General features: G+C 70.6%; 23 protein-coding genes. 11 read left to right on the top strand and 12 right to left on the bottom strand.

What is annotated here, in order from left to right; all coding sequences use genetic code 11:
• Positions 1–244: 244 nt before the first annotated feature.
• The 4 genes from IE251_RS29350 to IE251_RS29335 form a co-directional block, all read right to left on the bottom strand.
• Entirely contained in the window at positions 245–1342 is a 1098-nt protein-coding gene (locus IE251_RS29350; protein WP_189756021.1) for a CU044_5270 family protein, read from the bottom strand.
• The gene (locus IE251_RS29345; protein ID WP_189756128.1) at positions 1339–2058 is read right to left on the bottom strand and encodes an RNA polymerase sigma factor; all 720 of its coding nucleotides are present in this window, start codon (positions 2056–2058) and stop codon (positions 1339–1341) included. Before IE251_RS29345 ends, IE251_RS29350 begins: the two co-directional genes overlap by 4 nt.
• Before the next feature lie 182 nt (positions 2059–2240).
• Positions 2241–3074 carry a YdcF family protein gene (locus tag IE251_RS29340; protein WP_189756020.1) on the bottom strand — a complete coding sequence of 278 codons (834 nt, stop codon included), beginning with the start codon at positions 3072–3074 and terminating at the stop codon, positions 2241–2243.
• Between the two features lie 57 nt (positions 3075–3131).
• Positions 3132–3614: an RICIN domain-containing protein gene (locus tag IE251_RS29335; protein WP_189756019.1), complete on the bottom strand. Its 483-nt coding sequence runs from the start codon at positions 3612–3614 to the stop codon at positions 3132–3134.
• A gap of 174 nt (positions 3615–3788) precedes the next feature.
• Between IE251_RS29335 and IE251_RS29330 the strand changes: the two genes are divergently transcribed.
• A complete protein-coding gene (locus IE251_RS29330; protein ID WP_229896996.1) occupies positions 3789–4232 on the top strand; it encodes an acyl-CoA thioesterase in 444 nt (147 codons plus the stop codon).
• Between the two features lie 56 nt (positions 4233–4288).
• Here IE251_RS29330 and IE251_RS29325 read toward each other — a convergent pair whose 3' ends face one another.
• Positions 4289–4819, bottom strand: a complete 531-nt coding sequence (locus IE251_RS29325) for a sigma-70 family RNA polymerase sigma factor (RefSeq protein WP_189756017.1) — start codon at positions 4817–4819, stop codon at positions 4289–4291.
• Between the two features lie 388 nt (positions 4820–5207).
• On the opposite strand from IE251_RS29325, the gene IE251_RS29320 reads away from it, so the two are divergent.
• Entirely contained in the window at positions 5208–7058 is a 1851-nt protein-coding gene (locus IE251_RS29320; protein ID WP_189756016.1) for an ATP-binding protein, read from the top strand.
• Positions 7059–7192: 134 nt separating this feature from the next.
• Here the strand turns inward: IE251_RS29320 and IE251_RS29315 are convergent, their stop codons facing one another.
• Both IE251_RS29315 and IE251_RS29310 read right to left on the bottom strand, forming a co-directional pair.
• A complete protein-coding gene (locus IE251_RS29315) occupies positions 7193–8092 on the bottom strand; it encodes an SGNH/GDSL hydrolase family protein (RefSeq protein WP_189756015.1) in 900 nt (299 codons plus the stop codon).
• 188 nt (positions 8093–8280) lie between these two features.
• Positions 8281–8880, bottom strand: coding sequence for a VanZ family protein (locus tag IE251_RS29310; RefSeq protein ID WP_189756014.1), 600 nt, complete (start codon positions 8878–8880; stop codon positions 8281–8283).
• Between the two features lie 149 nt (positions 8881–9029).
• On the opposite strand from IE251_RS29310, the gene IE251_RS29305 reads away from it, so the two are divergent.
• The 3 genes from IE251_RS29305 to IE251_RS29295 are packed head-to-tail and all read left to right on the top strand — an operon-like array spanning position 9030 to position 12974.
• A complete protein-coding gene (locus IE251_RS29305; RefSeq protein ID WP_189756013.1) occupies positions 9030–10232 on the top strand; it encodes a sensor histidine kinase in 1203 nt (400 codons plus the stop codon).
• 8 nt (positions 10233–10240) lie between these two features.
• Positions 10241–10891 carry a response regulator gene (locus tag IE251_RS29300; protein WP_189756127.1) on the top strand — a complete coding sequence of 217 codons (651 nt, stop codon included), beginning with the start codon at positions 10241–10243 and terminating at the stop codon, positions 10889–10891.
• A gap of 28 nt (positions 10892–10919) precedes the next feature.
• A complete protein-coding gene (locus IE251_RS29295) occupies positions 10920–12974 on the top strand; it encodes an AAA family ATPase (protein ID WP_189756012.1) in 2055 nt (684 codons plus the stop codon).
• A gap of 67 nt (positions 12975–13041) precedes the next feature.
• Here IE251_RS29295 and IE251_RS29290 read toward each other — a convergent pair whose 3' ends face one another.
• From IE251_RS29290 to IE251_RS29280, 3 genes are read right to left on the bottom strand one after another with little or no spacing between them, the layout of a single operon-like run.
• Positions 13042–13602 carry a CGNR zinc finger domain-containing protein gene (locus IE251_RS29290; protein WP_189756011.1) on the bottom strand — a complete coding sequence of 187 codons (561 nt, stop codon included), beginning with the start codon at positions 13600–13602 and terminating at the stop codon, positions 13042–13044.
• Between the two features lie 35 nt (positions 13603–13637).
• Positions 13638–14831 (bottom strand): MalY/PatB family protein, encoded by a 1194-nt coding sequence (locus IE251_RS29285; RefSeq protein WP_189756010.1) that lies wholly within the window; start codon positions 14829–14831, stop codon positions 13638–13640.
• Positions 14828–15295: a DinB family protein gene (locus IE251_RS29280; RefSeq protein ID WP_189756009.1), complete on the bottom strand. Its 468-nt coding sequence runs from the start codon at positions 15293–15295 to the stop codon at positions 14828–14830. Before IE251_RS29280 ends, IE251_RS29285 begins: the two co-directional genes overlap by 4 nt.
• Before the next feature lie 344 nt (positions 15296–15639).
• Between IE251_RS29280 and IE251_RS29275 the strand changes: the two genes are divergently transcribed.
• The 5 genes from IE251_RS29275 (at position 15640) to IE251_RS29255 (ending at position 20963) form a co-directional block, all read left to right on the top strand.
• Positions 15640–16347 carry a DUF4232 domain-containing protein gene (locus IE251_RS29275; protein WP_189756008.1) on the top strand — a complete coding sequence of 236 codons (708 nt, stop codon included), beginning with the start codon at positions 15640–15642 and terminating at the stop codon, positions 16345–16347.
• A 531-nt stretch (positions 16348–16878) separates the two neighbouring features.
• Positions 16879–18222, top strand: a complete 1344-nt coding sequence (locus IE251_RS29270; RefSeq protein ID WP_189756007.1) for a carotenoid oxygenase family protein — start codon at positions 16879–16881, stop codon at positions 18220–18222.
• Positions 18223–18292: 70 nt separating this feature from the next.
• Positions 18293–19756: an MFS transporter gene (locus tag IE251_RS29265; RefSeq protein WP_189756006.1), complete on the top strand. Its 1464-nt coding sequence runs from the start codon at positions 18293–18295 to the stop codon at positions 19754–19756.
• 71 nt (positions 19757–19827) lie between these two features.
• The gene (locus IE251_RS29260; protein ID WP_189756005.1) at positions 19828–20268 is read left to right on the top strand and encodes an SRPBCC family protein; all 441 of its coding nucleotides are present in this window, start codon (positions 19828–19830) and stop codon (positions 20266–20268) included.
• Between the two features lie 107 nt (positions 20269–20375).
• Complete coding sequence (locus tag IE251_RS29255) at positions 20376–20963, top strand: SRPBCC family protein (RefSeq protein WP_189756004.1); 588 nt, start codon at positions 20376–20378, stop codon at positions 20961–20963.
• A 120-nt stretch (positions 20964–21083) separates the two neighbouring features.
• Here the strand turns inward: IE251_RS29255 and IE251_RS29250 are convergent, their stop codons facing one another.
• Both IE251_RS29250 and IE251_RS29245 read right to left on the bottom strand, forming a co-directional pair.
• The gene (locus IE251_RS29250; RefSeq protein WP_189756003.1) at positions 21084–22277 is read right to left on the bottom strand and encodes an acyl-CoA dehydrogenase family protein; all 1194 of its coding nucleotides are present in this window, start codon (positions 22275–22277) and stop codon (positions 21084–21086) included.
• A gap of 23 nt (positions 22278–22300) precedes the next feature.
• Positions 22301–23857 carry a class I adenylate-forming enzyme family protein gene (locus tag IE251_RS29245; RefSeq protein WP_189756002.1) on the bottom strand — a complete coding sequence of 519 codons (1557 nt, stop codon included), beginning with the start codon at positions 23855–23857 and terminating at the stop codon, positions 22301–22303.
• Positions 23858–24018: 161 nt separating this feature from the next.
• On the opposite strand from IE251_RS29245, the gene IE251_RS29240 reads away from it, so the two are divergent.
• Positions 24019–24615, top strand: coding sequence for a TetR/AcrR family transcriptional regulator (locus IE251_RS29240; RefSeq protein ID WP_189756001.1), 597 nt, complete (start codon positions 24019–24021; stop codon positions 24613–24615).
• Positions 24616–24651: the final 36 nt, after the last annotated feature.

Raw genomic sequence — 24651 nt, 5'->3', positions numbered from 1 at the left:
CCGCCGGTCGGCGCACCGACGCGTGCACCATACACCGTGTAAAGCGGTTACTCATCGGTCGTAACTAGTCCGCATTTCATGGCCTTTGGTCTATTTGATCACGAGGAACGAAAAGGAAAGCACACCCGCCAGAGGAGTGTCGTTGTCGGTGATCAGGTCGCCGTCGACGACGGCGGTGTCCGATCAGCCAAGGGAACGCGGGGAGCTGCCCCAGGGTGGCCCCTGAGGCAGCTCCGCGGGTGTGTCAGCTCCCTTGCGCGGGCACCTGCTTGATGTCGTTGACTATGGCTCGCTGCGTGACGGCGCTGGTGAACAGGACGGTTCCGGGCTTGATGAGTGCTTCCGGACCGCTGGCCTTGCTCACCTGGACGGTTCGCTTGCCCAGGAAGACGTGCGTGTTCTTGTCGAAGATCCATTCCTCTCGCTGGCCGCTCTTCTCGTCCAGCCGGGCGACCGCCACGCCGTGCCGGCCGACCGCGTCGACGGCCTCGTTCACGGTGACGACGCCGGGGATCTTCGCGGCGGCCTTGAACAGCGCCTTGGTCAGCGCGGGCGGCGGGTAGCTCTCGCCGAGCAGGTCACCGATCGTGGCGAACGCCTCCTGGGCCGGTGAGTTGCCGTGCCCCTTGGTCTCCTTGTAGATCTTGGCGAGGAGCGCGTCGGGGTCGGCGGGCAGACTGGCCAGGTAGTCGTACGACGGATGGTTCAGGCCGGCGACGGGGATGTTGCCCTGCTCGTCGGGGAGACTGAGGGTCTCCCCTTCGGGACTGTCGTTGACGGCGGGGTCGATCAGCCAGCCCTTGGTTCCGTCCGGCGAGTACCACACCTGGCGCTTGTGCAGTGCGTGACTGGCGAGGCTGCTCTTGTCGTCCACGGTCTTCACGAACGTGTCGGCCGTCTTGGACTCGATGTACACGTACTGGCCCGCTTTGAGGGTCGGGTGCTCCTCCTGGGCCGCGACCAGGGTGACCTGGTCGAGCAGGCGGCTCACCCCGTCGGGGCTGGCGGTGCCGATCTGGGTGGTCAGGGCCGGACCGGTGGCGAGCCGGGCGGGTCCGTCCCCGTTGCCACCGGTCAGCGCCGTCCCGGCGATGACGGCCGCGGCCACGGTGGCGGCCAGGGCGGGCAGAGCGATCGCCGGGCGGAGCAGCTGCAGCCCGCGCGCCTTCGCGGTGCCGGGAGGGACCTGCTGCGTGCGCTGTGCCTGCTCGATTCCTGCCATCAGAAGCTCCTTGTGGTACTCGTGGCGGCCCGTTGGCAGGTCACGCGCAGTGCGGGACAGCAGCTGTGCGGCGGCTTCCTCCCAAGCGCCCGGCCTCTGCCGGGGCGTGTTCGCGCTCATCGGTTTCCTTCCTGTGCGGGCCGGACAGTGTTCATGCGGTCACCTGGTATCTGTCGGCCGGCCGCCCCGGCTTCCCGTCTGCCTCGAACTTTCTCGGATCCGTCCGTGCTTCTCGTCCGCGGCGCACGCGGAACGCGGCCGCTGACCACTGGCGGGCCGGCCACCGCGGCATCGTCGTGCTGTTCGAGCTCGGTCTTCGCGAGAGTGCGGAGTTTCCTGCGGGCCCGGGACAGCCGGGAAGCGACTGTGCCCACCGGGATCCCCAGCGCCTTCGCCGCCGCCTCGTAATCGAGCCCTTCCCCCAGACAGAGCGCGACGACCTCACGTTCCGTCCTGCGCAACGCCCCGAGCGCCCGAAGGGTCGCCGCCAGCCTGCGCTGGTCGTCGATCTGGTTCGTGACCTCGTCGGCGTGGTCCGGAACGGGCAGTACGGCCGCCGCCGTGGCCACCGCGGCCCGGCGGTATCCCCGATTGCTGCGAATTTGGTTGCGTGCGGTGTTGGTGGCGATGCCGAGCAGCCATGGCCGCAGCGAGCCGCCCTCGGCGTCGATCCTGTCTCGGAGCCGCCATGCCTCCATGAACGTGGTGGCCATGACGTCCTCGGCCGTCGACCAGTCTGCGGTCAGACGGAAAGCGTGGTTGTACACGCCACGGGCGTAACTGTCGAACAACTCGGCGAACGCGGCCGGCTCCCCAGCCCGTAGTCGGGCACGCATGTCAATGCTCACCTCTATGAGCTGTCTGCTCCCCGCTCCGACTTCCAGTGACGTGCCTCACACGCGGGGCGTCGCGTATGCCGTCCCTGCCGTCATCGACGAGGAGGGGAGCGCCTGACACGTGTCATGGGCGTGTGAGGTCCGGTGCGGTGGCGGCCTTCCGGTCAACGGCCTCGGTGCCGTTACAGGAGGATCAGCCGGCAGGCGAGGGCCAGGAACAGACAGACCGTGAGGTGCGTCCACCGGTGATGCAGGACGACGGCGGCGAACTCCCGCATGGTCGCGCTGGGCCGGAAGTAGGAGGCCGTGGGGGAGCCCAGGACGTGGGCGTCGATGCCCATGCTCCGGGCGATGATCGCGGTCCGGAAGGCGTGGAAGTCGTTGGCCACGATCGCGCAGCGGTAGCCGGTGCCGCGCTCGTCCATGAGGGCTTCCCCCGCCAGCTGGGCCTGGAAGACCGCGTACGCCCGGTCCAGTCTGCCCGCGAGCAAGGGCGGCACCCGGTCACCGCCGACCAGCCCCGACCCGAGGACGATGATGTAGTCGAGGCCGGACGGGGCGGGCAGGCGGCTGTAGACGTACCCGTACACGCCGAAACACATGTAGAGGCAGACGAAGTACGCGGTGATGAGCGCCGCGATGACGACCGCGGCGGCCACGAGGCGCAGCTCGGCCACGTACGCCACCACCGTCAGCAGCAGGAGCGACAGGAGCCCGAGACCCGCGAGGAGTGTCAAAAGGTTGCCCGGGCGACTGCCCTCCTTGCGTACCATCCGCACCCCGTTGCCGATCAGGAGGCAGCAGACCAGCAGCACGGCCAGCCCTTCCAGGGCAGGGCCGGCCAGCCAGGTGTCGTCCAGAGCGTGGTGGACGACCAGGAGCTTCCGGCCGTGGGCCACCGCTGTCAGGGTGAGGAAGACGCCGAGCAGTACGGCGTTCGCGAAGCGCCTCGCGTCGACGATGACACCGATGACGAACAGCAGCAGCGCGACGGCCGCGCATATCTCGATCAGCACCCTGGACTTCCTCGATGGGTCGGACCCGGACTCGCTCCGGCGTGGACGAGACAGCCGTCAGATGGTTGCCCAGAGCTGCTTCTCACGGCGGGAGTCGAGGATGGTGTCGAAGCTCACCGAACCGGTGTTCCAGCCGGTGAGCCGCATCTCGCTCTCGACGGGGGCGACGACGTTCCGGTTGCCGCCGTGAGAGTACAGCCCCATGAGCTGGCCGTAGTCCTCAGCGCTGCACGGGGACAGGTAGACCTCCTTGTAGGCCACGTCGGTGTTCTGGTCCAGGCACATGCCCGTGGCCACGTTCACCAGCATGGGGGCGTCCTCCATATGGCTGCTGTGGCGGTAGACCGGCATCCACTTGGCGTTGGCGTCGCACGGGCCCTGGCGGACGGTGCGGTCGGCCTGTCCGGACAGGCACCGGCCGCTGGCGACGTTCTGCAGGGTGTACTGCTGTTCCGCGTGCGCGGGCGTCGCCGCCAGCACGGTGGAGAGAGCCGCGCCGGCCAGAGCGGTTCCCAGCAGAGCGCTGAGCTTCTTTTGCACGGTGACTGATTTCCTTTCCGGGTTGCTCACCGCCTTCAACGGCGAGCCGGCGCGGTCGGTTCATCCAGGGAGCGCCTGCCGTTCTCGCGACCGCTTCGGTGAACGGCATGTCCTGGTTCACCGTTGTCCGGGATGACACAGGCACCGCCTCGTACACGCTGTTGGAGGATCATTGTGAGTTCTGTCGCCACGCCCGCCGCCGGAGTGCTCGTTCCGGTCGAGGTCCATTTCGACGAGCTCGACGCCATGAGGCTGCTGCACAACAGCCGCTACCAGGTGTTGGTCGAGCGTGCCTGGACGGCATTCTGGTACGCGCAGGGGTTCGGCGGCTCGAACGGTCTGGAGAACGACGCGTTCAACGTCGTCAAGGCCTTCACCATCACCTACGACGCCCCCCTGTCCGCGCCCGGGACCTACGCCGTCGACCTGTGGATCGACCGTCTCGGCACCACTTCGGCCACGGCCGGTTACCGGGTCTGCTCCGCCGACGGAGGGACGACGTACGCGCACGGCACCCGCACCGCCGTCCGCCTCGACCAGAGCACCTTGCTGCCCACGCCGTGGTCCGACCGCGCCCGCGACGTCGCGCGCACGATCACGGCGCCGCGGAAGGACTGAGCCGGCTCGGCAGGAGGCCGGCGCCGGCGGGTCACACGCGGGGAGGTTCAGGCGTCTCAGAACCGGACACCGCGGTTGTGCAGGGCCGACTTGAGTGCCCGCAACGCGTAATAGGTACGTGATTTGACGGTTCCCTGGGCGATTCCGAGTACCTGTGCCGTCTCGGCGACGCTGCGGCCATGGAAATACGTGTGGTGCAGGATCTGCCGTTGCTGAGGTGTCAGGTCGTTCAAGGTGTCGCGCACGACGTGACGCGTGAGGGCCCGTTCGATGCCGTCGTCGACCGGGATGACGAGTTCGTCGACGGTGCAGGCGCTGACAGGACGGACGAGGCGCGCCCGATGCTCGTCGGTCACCAGGTTGCGCACGACGGTGAACAGCCACGGCCGGACCCCGTCCTTCCCCTGTCGCGCCAGCAGGCCGGTGTGCCGCCAGGCGCGGATCGCGGCCTCCTGGAGGATGTCCTCCGCCTTGATCCAGTCTTCGCCCAGCAGCCTTGCCGCGAAGCGTCTGAGCGCGTCGCCGTGCTCGTCGTAGATCACGCGGATGAAGCGCTCGCACTCCGATTCGACGCTGGTGGCCCCCATGCCCTCTCCCCACTGACTCCCACCGCGTCCTTCGCCGGTGGCAGCGCCAGCGTCGGCGGGTCTCCTTGCCGGGGTCTTGTCGTCCTCTTGCCGGAGTGTCACCGCGTACGGGCAGGCCCTGTGTGCGGCCGTCCGCCCGCCTCCCCGCTTGCGACGATGGGCTTGGCCATCCGGTTCGGTTACTGCGGGATGAACCGGCGGTGGCCACTCCTCGTAGAAAGGGCACAGGCGCTGTAGGCCGGTCGGAGAGCCGGTGGGGTGACCGGGCCCCGGATGAACGGAAGCGATACGGCGGTGAGCAGTGCCGAGCCGGTGATGAGCAGCGTTCGGACTGTCGAGTGAGCACATGAGCGGGTGAGGGTGACACCGATGCGAGAGAGGTGTCGCCGTGGAATTTCGTTTGCTGGGTCCTCTGGAAGTGCGGCGGAACAGCGAGGTGATCGGTCTGGGACCGCCCAAGCGGCGTGCCCTGCTCCTGAGGCTGCTTCTGGAGAACGGTCGCACCGTCGGAGTCGAACGTCTCTGTGACGATCTCTGGAACGGCCGTCCTCCGCCCAGCGCCGTTTCCTCCGTCCACGCGCACATCAGCAGACTGCGCGCCGCTCTGGAACCCGGCCGTGGGCGGCGAAAGCAGCCTCAAGTGCTCCGCACCACCCCCACCGGATACGCCCTGGCCTTCCCGCCCGAGCTACTGGACTCTGTGCGTTTCGAACGGTCCGTGCGGCAGGCACAGGCGCTGGCGGACACAGGCCGCGCCGGTGAGGCCCTTCAGGAGGTCGAGCACGGGTTGGCCATGTGGCGGGGGACTCCGCTCGTCGACGCCCGCGACCACCACTTCGTGGAGGGTGAGAGCGGACGGCTCCAGGCCCTGAAGCTGTCGGCCGAGGAACTGCGAGCCGATCTGCTGCTCCAGGAAGGCCGGATCAACGAGGCGATCACGAGCGCGGAACGGCTCGTCGAACGGGATCCCCTGCGCGAGGCATCCTGGGTCGTGCTCATGCGAGCCCTGTATTTCGCGGACCGGCCCGCCGAGGCGCTGCGCCGCTATGCAGAGGTGCGTGCCCTTCTGGCCCGTGACCTGGGGCTCGATCCGGGGCCCGGTCTGCGTGAGACGCAGATGGCCGTTCTGCGGCACGACTCGGTGTCACTGCGCCCGCCGTTTCGTCATGCTCGGCTCGGCACACACGGCGTGTCTTCGGAACGGTCGGCCGACGCCCGGCCGCACCTGCCGGGCCGGGAACGCGAACTCGCCCGGCTGTCCGAGCTGTTGCGGAAGGCCGCCACCGGCCGCGCCGGCTGGGCCGTGGTGTCCGGGGAGCCGGGAGCGGGCAAGACCCGACTGGCCGAGGAGGCGGCACGGCAGGCTTCCGGCGCCGGCTGGCAGGTGCTGCGGATCCGGTGTGCCGAACACGGTTGTGCAGGCTCTCGGTTCTCCCACCGACAACTGTGGCAGCTCGGTGATCGGTTGGGAGAGCTCGCCGAGAACGTCGGCGTCGCGAGGCCCATGCTGTGTGTCGTCGAGGACGTCCACCTCGCCTCGAACGACGTACGGGACCTGCTGCTCGCCTACGCGCGGGAGCTGCCCGAGGCGCCGCTCGCGGTGGTGTTCACCGTGACGGACGAGCCTGGGCCCGCCACCGAAGGGTTCCTGGCCGAACTGGCGGGACGGGGTGCCGACGTGATGCCGCTCCCTCCTCTGACGGAGGCCGCGGTGCGCTGCGTCCTGTCCGCGACCACGAGCGGCCCCGTGCCCACGGACGCCGCACACCGACTGCACGAACTGAGCGGCGGGAATCCCTTCCTGCTGCGCCAGGTGCTCACGCATGTCCGGCACCTCGGGCCGGCACTGCACGCCGACTGGCCCTGGGCCCCCGTGCCGCCGGCCGTCCGCGGCATCGTCAGGGCCCGGCTCGCCGAACTGCCGCCTGCCGCGCGGCAGGTCGTCGAGCGGGCGGCGGTGATCGGTGACCGGCCGGACATGCGCCTGGTGGCCCGGCTGTCCCGGATGCCGCTCGAAGAGGTGTTGAGACTGGCCGACCAGGCGGTCTCGGTACGGCTGCTCGCCTGGTCCGGGGCGGACTCCCCGTACGACGGCCAGAGCTACGGCTTTCCGGCAGGAGTGCTCCGGTACGCGGTGCTCGGTGAACTGAGCCCCGCGCGCCGCCGGGCCCTGCGCGTGGACGCCACCAGGGCGCAGGCGTTGGCGACGCCGCGGGGCGGAACGGGAGAGGGCCGCTGAGCGGGCACCGAGGCGGAGTCGGCGTTCGCCTCGGCGGACCTCTCGGAACGCGGTCTGGTGATTTTCGCCGTCTGCCGCTGAGGACGACAGGCGTCCCGTCGGCGAGGGGCCGCCGACGGCAAGGCCGGGGCGCGCTACGGCTTGAGGATCGCCTCGTACGCGGCTGCCGCCAGCGCGAACTGGCCGACCGAGTTGGGGTGGGCCGCCAGGGTGTCCTCGCCCGGGTTCAAGGACTCGATCCACCGTCTGTCGCGCGGTTGGCACATGTCGTGCCCAACGGTGACCGCGTAGGTGTCGGCGAACCGCACGGCCCTGTCACCGGCCGTGGCCCGGCGCTGCAACGCCCTGTTGAGCTTCTTCGTGACGTCGCGCAGGAAGACGAAATCACCCTTGGCGAAGGGAACCCCGGCGCATCCGACGCCGCTGTCGGGGAAGAGGGCCGGGTAGCCGACCACGATCACCTTGGCGTCGGGGCTGCGCCGCCTGATGTCGGTGAGGGCGTCGCGGACCCGGCCTTCGACCGTGTTGATGCGTTCACCGAGCACGTCCCTGCCGCCGGCCGTGAAGTACTTCTCGCACGGGCTTCCGGCCGGGCCCGAGGAGGCCACGAGCGCGCAGGTGGTGAGCACGTTGGTGAAGCCGACGTCGTTTCCGCCCAACGTCAGTGTGACGAGCTTGGTGTTGGGGGTGAGGGCGTTCAACTGCGGGGGCTTGGAGCCCTGCGTGTTCCACAGGGCGGCCGTGGTGGCTCCGGTGCAGGTGACGTTCTTGAAGGTACGGCCCTTGCCCGCCGACGTGCGGGAGACGACGGCGGCGTAACCGGCGGTGGTGCGGTCGCACTCGGCGTCCGTGACGCTGGGCAGCCCGGCGCCGGAGGCGTAGGAGTCGCCGAGCGCGACGTAGTTGGGGCCGTCCGCCGTGGACGCGGCGAACGCGGAGGGGGCGGCTGCGGCGGACAGCAGCGTGGCCCCGGCCGCGGTGATCGCCGCGAGGGTCCGGTGCACGGGCAGCGGGCGGCCGGTGAAGTGCGTCATGGCGCCTCCGAGTCGTGTGGTCGATGGGGGAGCGTCCCTGGCCGGGCGGGGACGGTGCCTGTCCCGTTCGGCGTACGCCCGATGTCCGGGCCCACGACGGTCCACCCGCCGCCGGCGCTCCGTCCCCCACAACGGTGACGAGCCGGGCGGGGTTCACCGGCGGTGCCGGCCCGTCGGCGCGTGCTCCGTCACCTCACCTGGCACACGGCCGCCGTCCCGGCCGGCCGGCCCACGGCCGACCGGGGCAGGGCGTGGCCGTGCAGCAGCTCGCGAACCGACGGCATGCCGAGGGCGAGGCGCACCAGGAGGTAGCCGAACAGCCCGCCCAGGGTGTTGGCGAGCAGGTCGTTGACGTCGACGGCGCGACCGTTGTGGAAGAGCACGTACGACAGCAGCTGCGCCGTCTCGATGCCCAGGCTCGCCGACGCGCTCACCCCGATGGCCCGGGCCGTGCTGTTCACACGCGTGAGGAGTGGCAGCAGGACGCCCAGCGGCACGAACATCAGGACGTTGGGCACCGCGGTCACGTCGGCGGTGATCAGGGGCACGTAGTTGATCTGGTTCGTCCACGGCATCTGGTTGGCGTACCTGCCCCAGGTGACCTCCAGGGGGAAGACCGTGATCGACAGCACGGCCATGGCGTAGAGGCACGCGGTGGTGCGCAGCACCACGTGCCGGCCCGTCCAGCCCGGCCGCGCACGGCGGTGGCGGACGGCGGCCACACCGAGGAAGACGGCGAGGGCGGGGACCAGGACGTATGTCGCTTCGATGGTCAGGTTCACGTTCATGGATCGGCTGCTCCGGTTCCGACGGGGTATCGGCGGCAACCCTCCCGGACACGGTCACTGCGCGGATCCGGCGAAGGACAGGTCTTCCGGACGATCGCTACGACTTTCGGCAGAGGGCGGGACGAGCCGGCTGTCCTACCCTTCACCGCATGCCCTTCGATCGCCCCCTGCCGTCGGCCCTTCCGCGCGGTGCGGCCGCACTGCGGTGGCCCGCCCTGCTCCTTCTCGCGGTGGCCGCCGCGCGGCTGGACCTGCGATGGGGGACCTTCCGTCAGCCGGTCACCGGTCCGTTGCTGGGTCTGTCGGCGATGACGGCGGCAGCCGTCGTGGTCGCCCTGCCCCTCATCACGCGGCGTGGCGTGAGAACTCGGGTCATGGCCTGGTCGGGGCTGGCAGCCGCCGTGGCGTCGCTGGCCTTCACCACGGCGGTGCACCTGCGCGCGGGTCCCGGCGCGTCGACGGCGTACGGCGCCTTCGAACCGGTCGCGCTGCTGATCGTCCTGGCGTTCACGGCCCGGCGCGGTGCGGCCGCCCCCGCGGCGGTGGGCACGGTGGCGTTGATCACCGCGGTGGTGTCGCGCCCCCTCGCGGTGGAGGTCCGCGAGGGCAGCGTCGTCGTCGCCTTCGTCTTGACTCTGATCGCCGTGGCCGTGGCGGGCGCCGCGGTGACCGCCCGGCTCGTCGCGGCCGACCGGCGGCAACGGGAGTACCGCGTCCGCCTCGAACAACGTGTGCGGCTGGCCCGGGACCTCCACGACTACGTCGCCCACCACGTGACGGGCATCGTGGTCCAGGCCCAGGGGGCCGGAGCCATCGCCGGCAAGCGGCCCGACCTCGTGCCGGCCGCCCTGCGGCGCATCGAGGACACCGGCGCGGAGGCACTCGTGTCCCTGCGCCGCATGGTCGGCGCGCTCCGGGCGGACGACCCCGGAGCCCCGCTCGCCCCGCACGGAGGCATGGCCGCCGTGCGCACCCTGGTGGCCAACTTCGGGACCACCGGTGTGTCCGTGCGACTCGTCGAGGACGGGCCCACCGAGCGGCTTCCGGCGGACGTGGCCGTCATCGTCCACCGGGTGGTGATGGAAGCCCTGACCAACATCCGCAAGCACGCTCCCGCCTGCCGCACGGCGACCGTGCGGGTACAGGCAGGCCGTCGGCACGTCGCCGTCTTCGTCGACAACGACGGAGCGGCCCCGCCCACGGCCCCGCCCGGCTACGGTCTCACGGGCCTGAAGGAGAGGGTGACCAGCGCGGGAGGCAGTCTGCGCGCCGGTACCGGGAGCGACGGCACCTGGCAGGTCCGCGCGCGTCTGCCGTTGCTTCCCCCGCTGCCCCGGGCGGAGGCCGCGTGATCCGCACCATGATCGTGGACGACCAGGCCATCGTCCGCACCGGTATGGCCATGATCCTTTCCGTGGAGGACGACATCACCGTGGTGGCCGAGGCCGAGGACGGCGTGCGGGCCGTCGCCCTGGCCGCGCGCCACCGCCCCGACGTCGTCCTCATGGACATCCGCATGCCCCGCCTCGACGGACTCGACGCCCTGCGGGCCCTGACCCCGCCCGGGGCGCGTCATGTGCCGAGAGTCGTCATGGTGACCACCTTCGACGACGACGAGTACGTCACCCGGGCCCTGCGGTCCGGAGCCTGCGGCTTCATCCTCAAGGACGCCGGCCCGCGGCTCCTGGTCGAGGCGGTACGCGCGGCGGCGGCCGGCGACTCGCTCATCAGCCCTTCCATCACCGTCCGTCTGCTGGAGCGGATGATGCGGACGCTTCCCGCGCCGGACGGGGGAACAGACCTCTCACCACGCGAGCTGGATGTGGTTCGCCTGGTGGCCCAAGGGCTGACCAACGCCGAGATCGCCGGGACGCTTCGCATCACCGTGGGCACCGTGAAGACGCACCTGACCAACATCCAGGCCAAGTTGGCGACCCGCAACCGCGTGGAGATCGCCGCATGGGCGTGGCGGAACGGCTATGCCCGTCATGAGACCGGCGAATCACCGTGAGCGGACCCGGTGTCTCTAAAATGTGTAGGTGACAACTGCCCCTGGAAGCCTGGCGAACCGCCTGCGGACCGCGCGGAACAGGACGTTCGTGGGACGGTCCGGGGAACTGGACCGTTTCCGCGCCGCGCTGGAAGGTGCCCACGGCGTGGGTCCGGTCCTGTACGTCCACGGGCCGGGCGGGGTGGGCAAGTCGACGCTGCTGCGCCGGTTCGAGGACGAGGCACGCCGGTCCGGCCGCCGGATCGTCTGGGTGGACGGTCACCGGGTGACCCCGTCCCCGGCCGGTTTCCTGGCCGAGACGACCGACGCCGTCACAGGTCCAGAGGTCGTGCTGTTCATCGACGGGTTCGAGCGTTGCCAGGGACTGGAGGGCTGGCTGCGGGACCGTTTCCTGCCCGGTCTGCGCGAGGACGCCGTCGTGGTCGTGGCGGGACGGCGTCCGCCGAGCGCCGAGTGGCTGTGCGACCTGGCCTGGAGCGAGCTGCTGGAGGTGCTTCCGCTCGGGAAACTGGACCGGCCCACGGCCACCGCACTGCTGGAGCGGCGTGACGTGGCTCCGGAACGGCGGGAGGCCATCCTGGCGTTCGCGGACGGTCATCCGCTCGCGCTGAGCCTGGCCGCCTCGGTGGCACAGAACGGTACCGTGGGCAGCGCGCGGTGGGCCCCCGGCCCCGACGTGATCGCCGAGCTGCTGTCCGCGCTCGTGGGAGAGCTGCCCTCGCGTGACCACCGGCTCGCCCTGGAGACCGCCGCCCACGCGCTCACCACGACCGAGCCCCTGTTGGGCGCCGTGCTCGGGGAGGACCGGGCGGCCGAGATGTTCGCCTGGCTCCGGACGCTGCCGTTCGCCGAGTACGGACGTCAGGGTCTGTTCCTGCACGAGCTGGTGAGCGAGGCCCTGGACCAGGACTTCCGCTGGCGGGACCCGGACAGCTACGAACGCATGCACGTGCGCACCGGGCACCATCTGCTCCAGCGGGCCAGGACCGCCTCCGAGCCGGAGGCGATGACCGCGATCCGCGCGCTCACCTACCTCAAGCGGTACGGGCCGATGGAGCCGTATTTCAAGAAGATCGACCGGGAGGGGGACGCCTACGAGGACGCCCTGCGGCCGGAGGACCACGAGCAGGCGGTCCGCATGACCCTGGAGACGGAAGGCCCTCACTCCGCGGACATCGTCCGCTTCTGGCTCCAGGAGCAGCCCGAAGCCTTCCGTATGTACCGCAGCGCCCAGACGGGCGAACTCCTCGCCTTCATGTTGTGGCTGCGGCTGACCGATCCACAGGTGGGAGGCAGCCTGGACCCGGTCGTCGCACACATGTGGGCCGGTGTGGCGCAGCGGGGGCCGCTGCTGCCCGATCAGCACCTGCGGATCAGCCGGTTCATGATCTACCCGGGAGCCTACGGAGAGATATCGAGCGTCGGTCACCTGATGCAACTGCGCATCTGCGGTGACTGGATCCGGTCCCGCGGCCTCGCCTGGTCGTTCATCACCTCGCCGGACGCGCGGTTGTGGGGCCCGTTGATGGACCACCTCGGTCACGAGGAGATGTTCCGTACACCGTGGGAGCGGGGCCGTACCTTCACCACCTTCGCCTGTGACTGGCGGGTGACGCCCTTGGAGATCTGGTTCGACCGGACGCAGCCGGGGGCGCTCACCGAGGTCCCCGCCGCACCAGAGGCGCAGGGGGCGCCGGCCAAGCCCCTGACGAAGGCGGAGTTCGACGCGGCCGTACGGCAGGCGTTGCGGGATCTCCACCGGTCCGACGTCCTGCGCGGCAGCGCCCTCTTCTCCAGCCGGCTGAGCGCCCGGTTCGGCTGGGCGGCACAGCCGGACCCGGCCGAAGCCCTGCGGCAGACTTTGGTGAGCGCGGTGGGGGAGGTGCAGCGGGATGCCCGGTCGGGCAGGCAGCACCGGGCTCTGGCCGCCACTTACCTGCGCAAGGCGGCGACCACCCAGGAAGCGGCCGCGGCACGGCTCGGGCTGCCGTACAGCACGTACCGCCGCCACCTGGCCGAAGGGTACAAGCGGCTCTGCGAGGTGCTGTGGCACTGGGAACTCGGCGGAAGAGCCGGTCGGTGACGGTCGTCCGGCCGGAGCGAGACCACCGTGCTTCCCCGGTGAGGTGCCCACGAGCGGCCGGAAAAGGTCAGCGGACCGCCTGTTGCCGCCGCTTGCGGTAGTTGGCCACCTTGTGCCGGTTCCCGCACTCGGCCATGCCGCACCAGCGCCGGTTCGCGGACCGGGACAGGTCCACGAAGAGCCGGGTGCAGTCCTCGTTGAGGCACTCCCGTACGCGAGCGAAGTCGGAACCGCCGAGCAGACCCACGGCGTCCCGGGCCACCGCGCCGAGCACCTCGTCGACGCCCCCGGTACGGGTCAGCCGGCCGCCCTCGTCGAGCTGGTGCCTCGGCAGTGGCAACCGGGCCGCCTCGTTCACCTCGGCGAGCGCTTCCCGGACCTCGTCGTCCGCGGCCGGTGCCGGCGGCCACGCGCGCACCAGCGCGTACACGGCTTCTCTGAGCCGGCACGTCCGGGACAGGGCGCGGGGGTCCAGCGGGCCGGGAGCGTCGAGCAGGCCCGCCTGCCGGATCCAGCGCCGTAGGTCGTCGGGGGAACGGAGCAGCTCGATGCGCCGGCTCCGCCGCCACAGCAAGGTGCCCGCGAGGTCCAGGGACAGCCGCCCGCTGACGAAGACGAAGTCATCCACACCCTCATGGTGCCAGTCGCTCTCCGGCATCGTCGTCACCCCTCCTGCCCGCCCAGCACCCTGGCGACCCGGTCCAGGATCTCCTCCAGCACCTGCCGAGAGGTGGCGAAGTTCAGTCGCAGGAACCCGTCGGCGCCTGGGCCGAAGGGCGTTCCGCCGTCGAGCAGGACCCGGCCGTCCCTGAGCACCTTCTCCACCGGCGGTTCGGCCGGACCGAGCGGCCGGGTGTCCAGCCACGCCAGGTAGGTGGCCTCGGGCAGGTGGTGGCGGAGCAGCGGGAGCCGGTCGCGCAGCACCGCGTGGACGCGCCGGCGATTGCGGTCCAGCACGGCCAGCAGATCACGCTGCCAGGCGTCGCCCTGCTCCCACGCGGCCAGGGTGGCTGTGACACCGAGCGGTGAGACGGTGCCGTACAGGTCGGGCGGCTGCGCGTCGCGCAGCGCGATCAGGCGGTCCGGGCCGTAGTGCGTCACGGCACAGCGGATGGCCGCCAGGTTGAACGCCTTGGTCGCGGAGGTCAGGGTCACCGTGCGGCGGGCGGCGTCATCCGACAGGCTCGCGAAAGGGATGTGCCGGTGGGGGGCGTGGGCCAGCTCGGCGTGGATCTCGTCGCTGACCACGAGCAGATCGTGCCGTCGCGCGACGGCGGCGATCTCGCCGAGTTCCTCGCGCGTCAGGACCCTGCCGGTGGGGTTGTGCGGGTTGACCAGGACGAATGCCTTGCAGCCGGACCGCTTCACCGCGGTGTCCAGGGCGGCGAAGTCCATGCGCCAGCCGTCGTCCGTGTCCCGCATCGGGATGGGTACGGCACGCCGGTTCATCGTCCGCAACGTCGCGAGGAACGGAGGGTAGTTGGGAGTCTGCACCGCCACCGCGTCGCCGTCCGACGTGGCGAGGTGGAGGACGAGTTGCAGGCACTGGATGAGGTCGGTCTGTTCGCGCACGCGGTGCGCCGACGCGGCCCACCCGAACCGCTCGGCCATCCGCTTGGCGAAGGCCGTGCGCAGCGGGCTGCCGTCCGGCCAGTCCGGATACCCGAGATCGCGGCCGTCAACGGCCGCGCGCAGCGCGTCCACCACCGGCGTCGGGGTGGGGAAGTCCATGTCGGCCACCCACGCGGGCAGGACGTCCCGCTCCGGGCGGTGCCACTTCACGCTGCCGCGGGCCCGCAGCCAGTCGAGGCCGAGATCGTCGAAGCCGGGAACGTCCCGGGCCAGTGCGGCGTTCACGCGGGCTCCTCCGCCCGCAGGAGATCGCGGGTGATCTGCACCTGCCCGTGGTGCTGGGCCAGTTCCTCCAGCACGTGGAAGCGGACGCCCCGCACGCTCAGGGGACGGTCCGGACCCTCGAACTCGGCCGGAGGCGCGTTGCGCGGCGATGCGGACGGTGGCGTGGTGCGAAGGTCCGCCTCCAGACGCGCGAAGAGCGCGTCGACCTCCCTCCGCAGGCTTTGTGCGTCCCCCTTCGCCGCGAACTCGGCGGGCCGGTCGCGGTCGACGTGACGTCCCGCGACCACGTGACCCAGCCAGTACTCGGCCATACCGACGCAGTGGAACGCGATGGCGTAGGGGGAGTTGGCGCCGGGCAGGGGCGGCGCGGTGTTGCCGAGGTCGTCACCCAATTCTTCCAGCACGCCGAGCATCCCGTCGAAGGCGCGGCGAAGGAAGTACAGGTACTCGTCGTGATCGTGCACGGTGCCTCCTCATCGGTCGGAGCGACAGCTTCACCGCGACAGTGACACCTGTCAAGGAGGTGTCTTGGCATGGCTTTCTTGCCGAGAATCGGCACAAGTTGCTGACAAAGGCATGAGTTTGGACGCGTGAAGTAACTGTTCTGCATGGTGTCTCTGGGCGGGGTGCGCCGAGGCGACCGGTGACAACGCGTCCGTATCCGGCGGGTTCTGTCACAGCCGTGTGCCGGAGCCGTCGCGAACGTGCCACTGCATCGAACTGATCCGGTGGACCGTCCGTCGTGCTGATCGGACGAGGCAATCACGCAAGGGCGCCGCCCAGCGCCCGCCGACCGAGAGGACACCTCATGAACCACCGCTTCCGCGCCGCCTTCGCCGCTTCCGTCGCACTCGGTGCCGGACTGCTCCTGACGGCCTGCCAGGAGGGCTCCGGCACCACCGCCGACGCCACGGCCAAGACCACCGCCACTTCGGCGGCAACGCCCACCCCCCAGCCGGTGGCCGACGCCACCGAGACGGCCGCTTCGGGCGGTGGCCGGAAGAGCGGGTCGACCGGGGCCACGGCCGGTGCCACCCACAGCGGCGGCGGCACGAAGGCGAGCACCGGCGCGGGCCGGACGTCCGACGACGGCGCCGCCGCCGACAAGACCGGCTACGGCCAGGGCTGCGGGTCCAACGACCTGCGCTGGTCGGCCAAGTCGATGACCCAGGCGGGCGGTTACATCCAGATCAGTGTCAGCGCGAAGCCCGGTATCACCTGCGTGCTGCCCGCGGGGCTGCCGGTCGTCGCCTTCGGCTCCGGGGGCACGCAGGCTCATCCCGCGGAGCAGTCCGCGGGAAGCGAGATCACCCTCAGCGGCGGCACCACCGTCTACGCCGGCGTCAACCCCAAGACCACGAACGACGACAACGGCACCGAGTACAGCACGGTCATCGTGTCCGTCAGCGACGGTGACCCCAACCCCGTCTCGCTGCCGGTGGGGAACACCGTCGTGGACAAGCCCGTGGTGACCAACTGGCACACGAACCCGGCGGACGCCGTGCCGGCGGGCTGAGCGGGCACGACACGACCAATGCCTCGCGTGCTCGGGGTGACGGACGAGGCGTGGCCCAGGCGCTGGGCCGCCGCCCTCGTAGCAGTCCGCGGACGGCTCGCGCCGCGCGAGGACCTCGCCCTGAGCCGATCCGACTCCGCCCTGCCCGCAAGATCCGGCACAAGGCCGCCGACCGGTGGGACCCGGCGAAGCCGTACACGACCGCCGTCGACGGCGCGCATCAGCCGTCCGGGCGTTCACCTCGGCGACGTACTCAGCCGCCGCCGACAGTCGTGAACCGCCCGACCGGCCCCGGGACGCCGCCGCCACCTTCACGGTGATGAGCACCAGTGAGCACCAGTGAGCACTGGTCCGGGCACGATCTCGAGCGGACCCGGGCCACATCATGGAACCAGCCAAGACGAACGCGGCCCGGTGCACCGCCGGATGCCGCTGACTCCCCTTGTCCCAGCCGGAACATGCCTGCGTGACCGCCGCGCGGTGTCTTCCCCTGGCGTTCGTCACAACGCTTCAGGAACAGAAGGAACCTTCATGAAGCCGTACCTCTCGGGGCACTACACCCCGCACGTGGACGAGATCACCGCCTACGACCTCGTGGTCGAGGGGCAGCTGCCGCCGGAGCTGTCCGGCCGTCTGGTCCGCAACGGCCACAACCCCAAGCCCGGTGTCACTCCCACCCACTGGTTCAAGGGCAGCGGCATGGTGCACGGCATCCGCCTGCGGGACGGCCGGGCGGAGTGGTACCGCAACCGCTGGGTGCGGACGCCGGCGCTGGAGGGCGCGCCGTACATGACCGAGAACGGTCCCGACCTGACGGCGAGCACCGCGGGTACGCACGTCATCGAGCACGCCGGAAGACTGCTGGCCCTGTGCGAGTCGAACCTCCCCTTCGAGCTGACCGACGAGCTGGCGACCGTGGGGGCCTACGACTTCGACGGCAAGCTCACCAACGTCATGACGGCCCACCCCAAGCACGACCCGGTCTCGGGAGAGCTGCACTTCTTCAGTTCGTCCCCGTTCCCGCCTTATCTGACCTACCACGTCTCCTCGGAGAAGGGCGAGTTGGTGCACAGCGAGGAGGTGCCGGGTGCCACGACGGCCCTCAAGCACGACTTCGCCATCACCGAGCGGTACGTCGTCTTCGTCGAGGGAACGGTGACCTTCGACCACACGGAGACGTCCGGCATCCCGTACGCCTGGAAGGACGAACAGCCCGCCCGGATCGGCGTGATGCCCCGTGGGCGGGGCGGCGCGGCGGCGATCCGCTGGTTCGACATCGAGCCGGGATCGATGCTGCACGCCGCCAACGCCTATGAGGACACCCAGGGCAGGATCGTCCTCGAGGGCCCGACCGTGGACCGGGAGGGGTTCCGCACTTCCTGGAATTGGTGGGTCGGATCCCCGGACAGGGGGGCTGTCCCCAACTCCCGCTCGTACAACCGCCAGTGGGTGGTCGACCTGGCGGCGGGAACCGTGCGCGAGCGGATCGTGGACGACCTGGTGGTGGAGTTCCCCACGATCAACGAGGACGTCATGGGCCGCGAGCACCGCTTCCAGTACGCGATCTCGTTCCCCGACGAGCGAGGCGTCGGCAATTTCGGGGTGGTCAAGTACGACAGGGCCACCGGTGGCCGGCAGGTCCGGCACGTCGGCGACGGTCGGCTCCCCAGCGAGGCGGTCTTCGTACCGGCCGGGGGCGGCACGGCCGAGGACGACGGATACCTGCTGACGGTGGTCAGTGATCTGCACGCCGACGCCTCCAGCCTGCTGGTCCTGGACGCCTCGGACGTCCTGCGCGGCCCGGTGGCGACCGTTCACCTGCCGCGCCGGGTCGTAGCCGGTATCCACGGCTCCTGGATAGCCGACCGCGACTGACCCGGCACGCCGGGGCGCCCCTCCCTGCCCGCCCCTGCTCGCTGAGTGGTCAACCACACACGGAGTCACCATGTCCAAGTCATCAAGGTCCGCAACCGGCCCGGTCGCCGCTCTCGCGGCCTTGGCGGCAGCCCAGTTCACCGTCATGCTGGCCACCTCGATCGTGAACGTGGCGCTGCCGCAGATCCGGTCCGGCCTGGGCCTGCCGGACAATGGCACGACGTGGGTGGTCAACGCCTACGGCTTGGCCTTCGGGGCGCTGCTGCTGGCCGGCGGCCGCGTGGCGGACCTGCTGGGGAGGCGTCGCGTCCTGCTCGCAGGGGTCGCACTGTTCGGCGCGGCCTCGGTGGCGGCGGGACTGGCGGGCTCGCCAGCCGTACTGATCGCCGCTCGCGTCGCGCAGGGAACAGGCGCCGCGGCCATCGCTCCCTCGGCCCTTGCCCTGGTGATGGACCTGTTCCCCCCCGGCCCGGGCCGTGGCAGGGCCCTGGGGGTGTGGGGCGCGGTCTCGGGCGCCGGCGGAGCGGCCGGCGTCCTTCTGGGCGGCGCCCTGACACAGGCGTGGGGCTGGCCGTGGATCTTCTACGCCGTCGGGATCGGAGCGTTCGTGGTGCTGGCCGCGGCAGCGGTGTGCGTCCCGCGGCAGACGTCCGGTCCGGGCACCGGCGAGTTCGACCTGCCGGGCACCGCCGCCGTGACACTGGCCCTGACCGCGCTGGTGTGGGGGCTGACGACCGCACGCGGCTCCGGCTGGACGGACCGTGCGGTCCTGGGGTCCCTCGGCCTGGCCGCGACGCTCACGCTCGCGTTCGTTCTGATCGAGCTTCACCATCCCCACCCGCTGCTGCCGCTCCGGCTGTTCCGCACCGGTCGTGTCACCACCGGCAATGTCCTGATGGCACTGTTGGGCTCGGTGTGGATCGCCCTGTTTTTCTTCCTGCCGCTCTACCAGCAGCAGGTCCTCGGCTCCAGTCCGCTGATGACCGGTCTCGGGCAACTTCCCCTCGCCGCGTCCAACATGCTGGGCTCGACGCTGGCGCCACGTGTCGCGCGCCGTATCGGGGCGACCGCGACCGTCTCCGCCGCTCTGCTGTCCGAGGCCGCGGGGCTGCTCTGGCTGTCACGCATCAGCGCACACGGCAGCTATACCGTGGACATCCTCGGCCCGAGCGTCCTGGTGGGCCTGGGACTGAGCATCGCCTTCGTCCAGCTGACCGCCCTGTCCGTCGAGGGTGTCGCCAAGGAGGACGCCGGTCTGGCCGGCGGCCTGGTCAACACCTCCCGCCAGGTCGGCGGTGCGATCGGTCTCGCGGTCCTCGCCACTCTCGCCGGCTCCGTCACGAGTCACGCGTCGGTTCACCAGACGCTTCCGGAGGCGCTGACCGCGGGCTATCGCGTCGCCTTCGGCGTCTCCGCCGCCGTACTGACCGCGACCGCCCTGGTCGGCGTCCTGCTCATCCGGCGCCGCCCCCGGGCCTCGACCTCGATTCCCACCACGACGCCGGCTTCCGCGGTCGACGCCCGCATCCGATGACCGGTACACCACCGACCGCCCGCACACCGCGTCACACCGTCGCGGTGAACCATTCGAAGGGATATGTCTAAATGTTCTCCATTGATGAGGATGCCCCTGTCGTCGTCCGTCTGTCGACCGTGATCGACGCGCCGCTTGAGAGGGTGTGGGCTCTGCACGCCGACGTCGACTCCTGGGCGGAGTGGAACGCGGACGTGGACGAGGCGAAGCTGGACGGTCCGCTGCTGCCCGGCAACTCGTTCCGATGGAAGACCCACGGCCTTGACATCATGTCGACCGTCCAAGAGGTCGTTCCCGGAGAGCGGATCGTGTGGGGCGGCCCGGCCAACGGAATCGAGGGCGTCCACGTGTGGACCTTCGAGCGGACGGGAAGCCGGGTCACGGTCCGCACCGAGGAGTCCTGGAGCGGTGCCGTCGTCGAGACCGCCGCCGACGAGCTCGGCCAAGCCCTCCACGAGTCCCTGACCGCGTGGCTCTCGGCGCTCAAGGCGCGCGCCGAGCGGACCGGCTGACGACTACGCCGGCTGCCCGAGGCCTCCGCTCGCGTCGTCCCTCGAACCCTCCGCCCTGTCCCCCCTCTCCACAACGGTTCTTCGAACCCCTTCCTAAGGCCAGCCTCATGCGCGTCACCACTGCGGCCAAGTCCGCCATCCTGACCACTACGCTCCTCCTTGCGACTACCGGCACCGCCGCCGCCCTCACCGGCGAGGGCCTCGCCAGGACCACCGCCACCCCCCGGCACACCGCCGATGTGCACATCGACGAGAGCGCGCCGGTGATCACTCGTGACAGCGTCCTGATCCACGCGCCGCTCCACACGGTCTGGAAGGTCCAGACCGACGTAGCGAACTGGCCGTCGTGGCAGCCGGACGTGGACGTCGTGGTCAAGGACACTCCCGGTCGCCTGCGCCCAGGCTCGGTCTTCCGCTGGAGCACCGAGGGCCTGGACATCACCTCCACCGTCCAGCAGGCCGACTACGGCAAGCGCCTGGCCTGGGGCGGCCCGGCCCAGGGCATCACCGCCGTCCACGTATGGACCTTCACCCAGACCAGGAACGGCGTCCTCGTCCACACCGAGGAGTCCTGGACGGGCGCCCCCGTCCTCGCCGATCAGGCAGCCCTGCAGTCCGCGCTCGACGACTCCTTGCGCAACTGGGTCAACAACCTCAAGCACGAAGCGGAGACACAGGCGGCCGGTCGGGCATGACGGACTCCTCGCCCGGCCTCCGCCTCCCGTCCGGCGGCCTCGCGGCAGATGCGCTGGGCCAACACCATGATCAAGGTCTTGGCCCCACAGCTCCTGTCCGGTCAGGACGACCGCCTGAGGTCAGTGCTGGAAGGCCAAGAGTTTTGCGATGCCGTTGCGCTGGATCTCGGACGTGCCGGTGAGGACCCGGAACATGCGGATCTTGCGGAAGAGGTACTCGATCTCGTTGCCCTGGGTCAGGCCCTCCTTGCCGTGGATCTGTACGGCCTCGTCGAGGATGCGGAAGGCGGACTCGGCGACGAACAGCTTGCACATGAACGCCTCCGCAGGCACCTCGCGCCCCTCGTCCAGCGCCGCCAGCGCGGCGTACGTCATGGAGCGGGCGGCGTAGAAGTCGGTGGCCATGTCGGCGACCTTGTGCTGGATGGCCTGGAGCATGAGCAGGGGCTTGCCGGAGACCTGCCGGGTGCGGGTGCGGTCCAGGGCCAGCTGGAGGGCGCGGCGGGTGGCGCCGAGCACGGTCGGGCAGTGCAGCAGGCGGTTGGTGGTGACCCTGCCGAGCGCGATGCGCATGCCGTTGCCCTCCTCGCCCAGGAGGTTGGCGGCGGGAACGTGGCAGTCCTCCAGGACGATGTCGCTCTCGATGTGCTCGCCGGACATCGGTGTCGCCCCGTCCTCGACCCGGCAGCCGGGGCTGTCCAGGTCCACGAGAAAGGCGGAGAACTCCGGTTTGTCGCCCTCGTGTTCGCCGGTGCCGGCCATGCGGGCCACCACGATCGCGAAGTCGGCGAAGGGGCCGGAGGAGGAGAAGACCTTGTGTCCGGTCAGCCGGTAACCGTCGCCGTCGCGTACGGCGACGGTGCGCATGGAGCGGACGTCGGAGCCGGCGTCGGTCTCCGTGAGGGAGAAGCAGCAGGCCCGCTCGCCCCGGATGAGGGGGAGCAGGTACGTCTCCAGCTGGTGCGCGGTGGCGTGCCGGAGGATGTCGCCGGCCCGCAGGGGACCGCCCATGTCGCCGAGCACACTGTGCGCGAGGACGCGCCCGCTCGCGCCGACTTCCTCTTTCAGCGCGGCGAGTTGGGAGTAGCCGAGGTTCTGGCCGCCGTATTCCTCGGGCAGATGGATGCCGTAGAAACCGAGTTCGCGGCTGCGGCGCCAGACCGGTTCGAGGTCGGCGCGGGTGAGGCGGGTGGCCGGGGTGATGCCGTGCTCGCGTTCGTGGTCGGCGAGTTCGCCGTCGAGGTAGTCGCGCAGACGGTCCACCAGTTCGGCGGTTCGTGCGTCGGCGTAGGTGGGGCGCAGGGAAAAGGTCACCGGTAAGTCCTTGGTGAGGAAGGTCAGTTGACGCGGCGGACGGTGTCCGCCCAGAACGGCTCGCGTACCGCCTTGCGATCGAGCTTGCCGTTGCGGTTGTGGGGGAGCTCGGTGACGAAGTCGACGGAGCGCGGCTTCTTGAGGCGGTCGAGGCGGTCGGCGCAGAAGGCGATCAGGTCCTCGGCGGTGACGGTCGTGTCCGGGCGGCGTACGACGACCGCCTTCACGGCCTCGCCCCACCGCTCGTCGGGAACACCGACGACACACACCTCCTGGACGGCGGGGTGTTCGTAGAGCGCGGTCTCCACCTCGGTGCAGTAGATGTTGAAGCCGCCCGAGATGATCATGTCCTTCTTGCGGTCGACCAGGAACAGATAACCGTCCTCCCGCATCCACGCGAGGTCTCCCGTGTGCACCCAGCCGTCACGGAAGGTCTCCGCGGACAGGACGGGCTCCTTCCAGTATTCGCGCACGCAGTCGGGCCCGCGCACGATGACCTCCCCGACCTCGCGGGGCCCCAGCTCCCGTCCCGCCTCGTCCACGACGCGTATCTCGGTGTCGTAGGCGGCACGTCCGCAGGACTGGAGCAGTTCCGGGTCCTCCTTCACCGCGCGGGCGATCTCCTCGCTGCTCAGGGCCGCGACCACGCTGGTGGTCTCGCCGAGACCGTAGCCCTGGGCGACGACCGGGCCGAAGAACTCCACCGCGTCGCGCAACCGTTGAGGTGAGATGGGTGCGCCGCCGACGCGCACGCTCCTCAGGGAGGACAGGTCGTAGCGGTCGGCGCCGGGGTGGGCGAGGAGCATGTTCACCATGGCGGGCACCAGGAAGGTGGCGGTGATGCGCTCCCTCTCCACCGTCTCCAGGAAGCCCACGGGGCTCCAAGCGGGCAGGACGTACGTCGTGGAGCCGCCGAACACTCCCGCCAGCAGGCCCATCCCGGTGGCGTGGGTGATGGGGCCGCAGGCCAGGTAGCGGGTGCCGGGCCGCGGGCGGGACTCGTCGGCCATCAGCAGCTTGCGCATGTTGGCCAGGCGGTTGCCGGCCGTCTGCACCGCTGCCTTCAGCGCCCCGGTGGAGCCGGAGGTGAAGTTCAGTACGCAGGGCTGTGACCCGTCGACCTCGACGCGGAACGGAGCCTCCGCGCCCTCGGCCAGCAGGGCGTCGTACGGGACACCGTCCTCGACTCCCGTGTCCAGCGGGACGGGCAGGCAGCCGGTGCCGGCTGAGGTGATGGCGGCGAGGGCGTCCTCGCGATGGGCCGCGTCGAAGACCAGGGCGCGGACGGGGGCGTAGCGCAGGATGTGCTCGATCTCGCCGCGCCCGAGGCGGGCGTTGACCGGCGCCCGCGTCAATCCCGCCTTGTACAGAGCGAATTCGACCTCCACCAGCTCGCCGCGGTTCCACGCGAGCGAGGCTACGGCGTCACCGGGGCGCAGGCCGCGGGCGGCCAGGGCGGAAGCCAGGCGGTCGGTCGCGCGGTCGAGTTCGGTGAAGGTCCAGGAGCGGTCCCCGCAGACGAGCGCCGGTGCGTCGGGCCAGTAACGGGCGCTGCGGGACAAGTAGATGCCGAGGTTCATGAAGACCTCTCCGGGGCGTGTGTCGGGAGACGACGACAGTCAGTGGCCTTCCAGTGCCGCACTGACTGACCAATGTCATACAGACTGTTCAGTAACTGTTCGCGTGTCAAGGCTCTCCTACACTGGGCGCGCACCGAGGCGCGAGGATCGAGGAGGGCTCCATGGCCGAGGACAGACGGACCAGACGGTCGAGGCGCGCGCTGGGGTCGGCCCTGGTGGAACTCGTCCTGGAACGTGGCTTCACCGCGCTGACCGTGGAGGACATCACCGAGCGCGCGGACGTGGCCCGGGCGACCTTCTACGCCCACTTCCGGGACAAGGAGGACCTGTTCGCCCGGGTGACGGCCGACTTGCTGACGGAACTTGGCGAGCGGCTGGCCCCGGCCGTCGCCGACAGCGCGGTCGGCTTCACCGGCAAGCCCGTCTTGGAGATGCTGCGGCACGCGCGCGAGGAACGCGATCTGTACCGGATCGTGCTGCGCGGCGAGGGAGACGGCAAACCGCTGCGGATGTTCGTCGACGCCTGCGCGCGCGCCACCGCGGAGGAATTCAGGGCGCGCGCGGAGCGCAACGCCGTCAAGCCGCGCATCGATCCGGAGCTGCTCGCCCGGGTGTGGGTGGGGGAGCAGCTCGCGGTGCTGCGCTGGTGGGTCGAACAGGACGCACCGTCCCTGCCCGCCGAGGAGGTCGTACGGATGCTGCTCAACCTGGCGATGCGCGGGCGCTACTGGGCCAGCGGCTTCGAACCGCCGACCTGAGCGGCGGGACGGGCGTCACGCGGCCGGGGCCGGGGC

The organism is Streptomyces eurythermus (genome assembly GCF_014649115.1).
Lineage (GTDB): Bacteria > Actinomycetota > Actinomycetes > Streptomycetales > Streptomycetaceae > Streptomyces > Streptomyces eurythermus.
The sequence above is the reverse complement of the archived record's forward strand: the minus strand, read 5'-3'. Positions and strand labels throughout refer to the sequence as shown.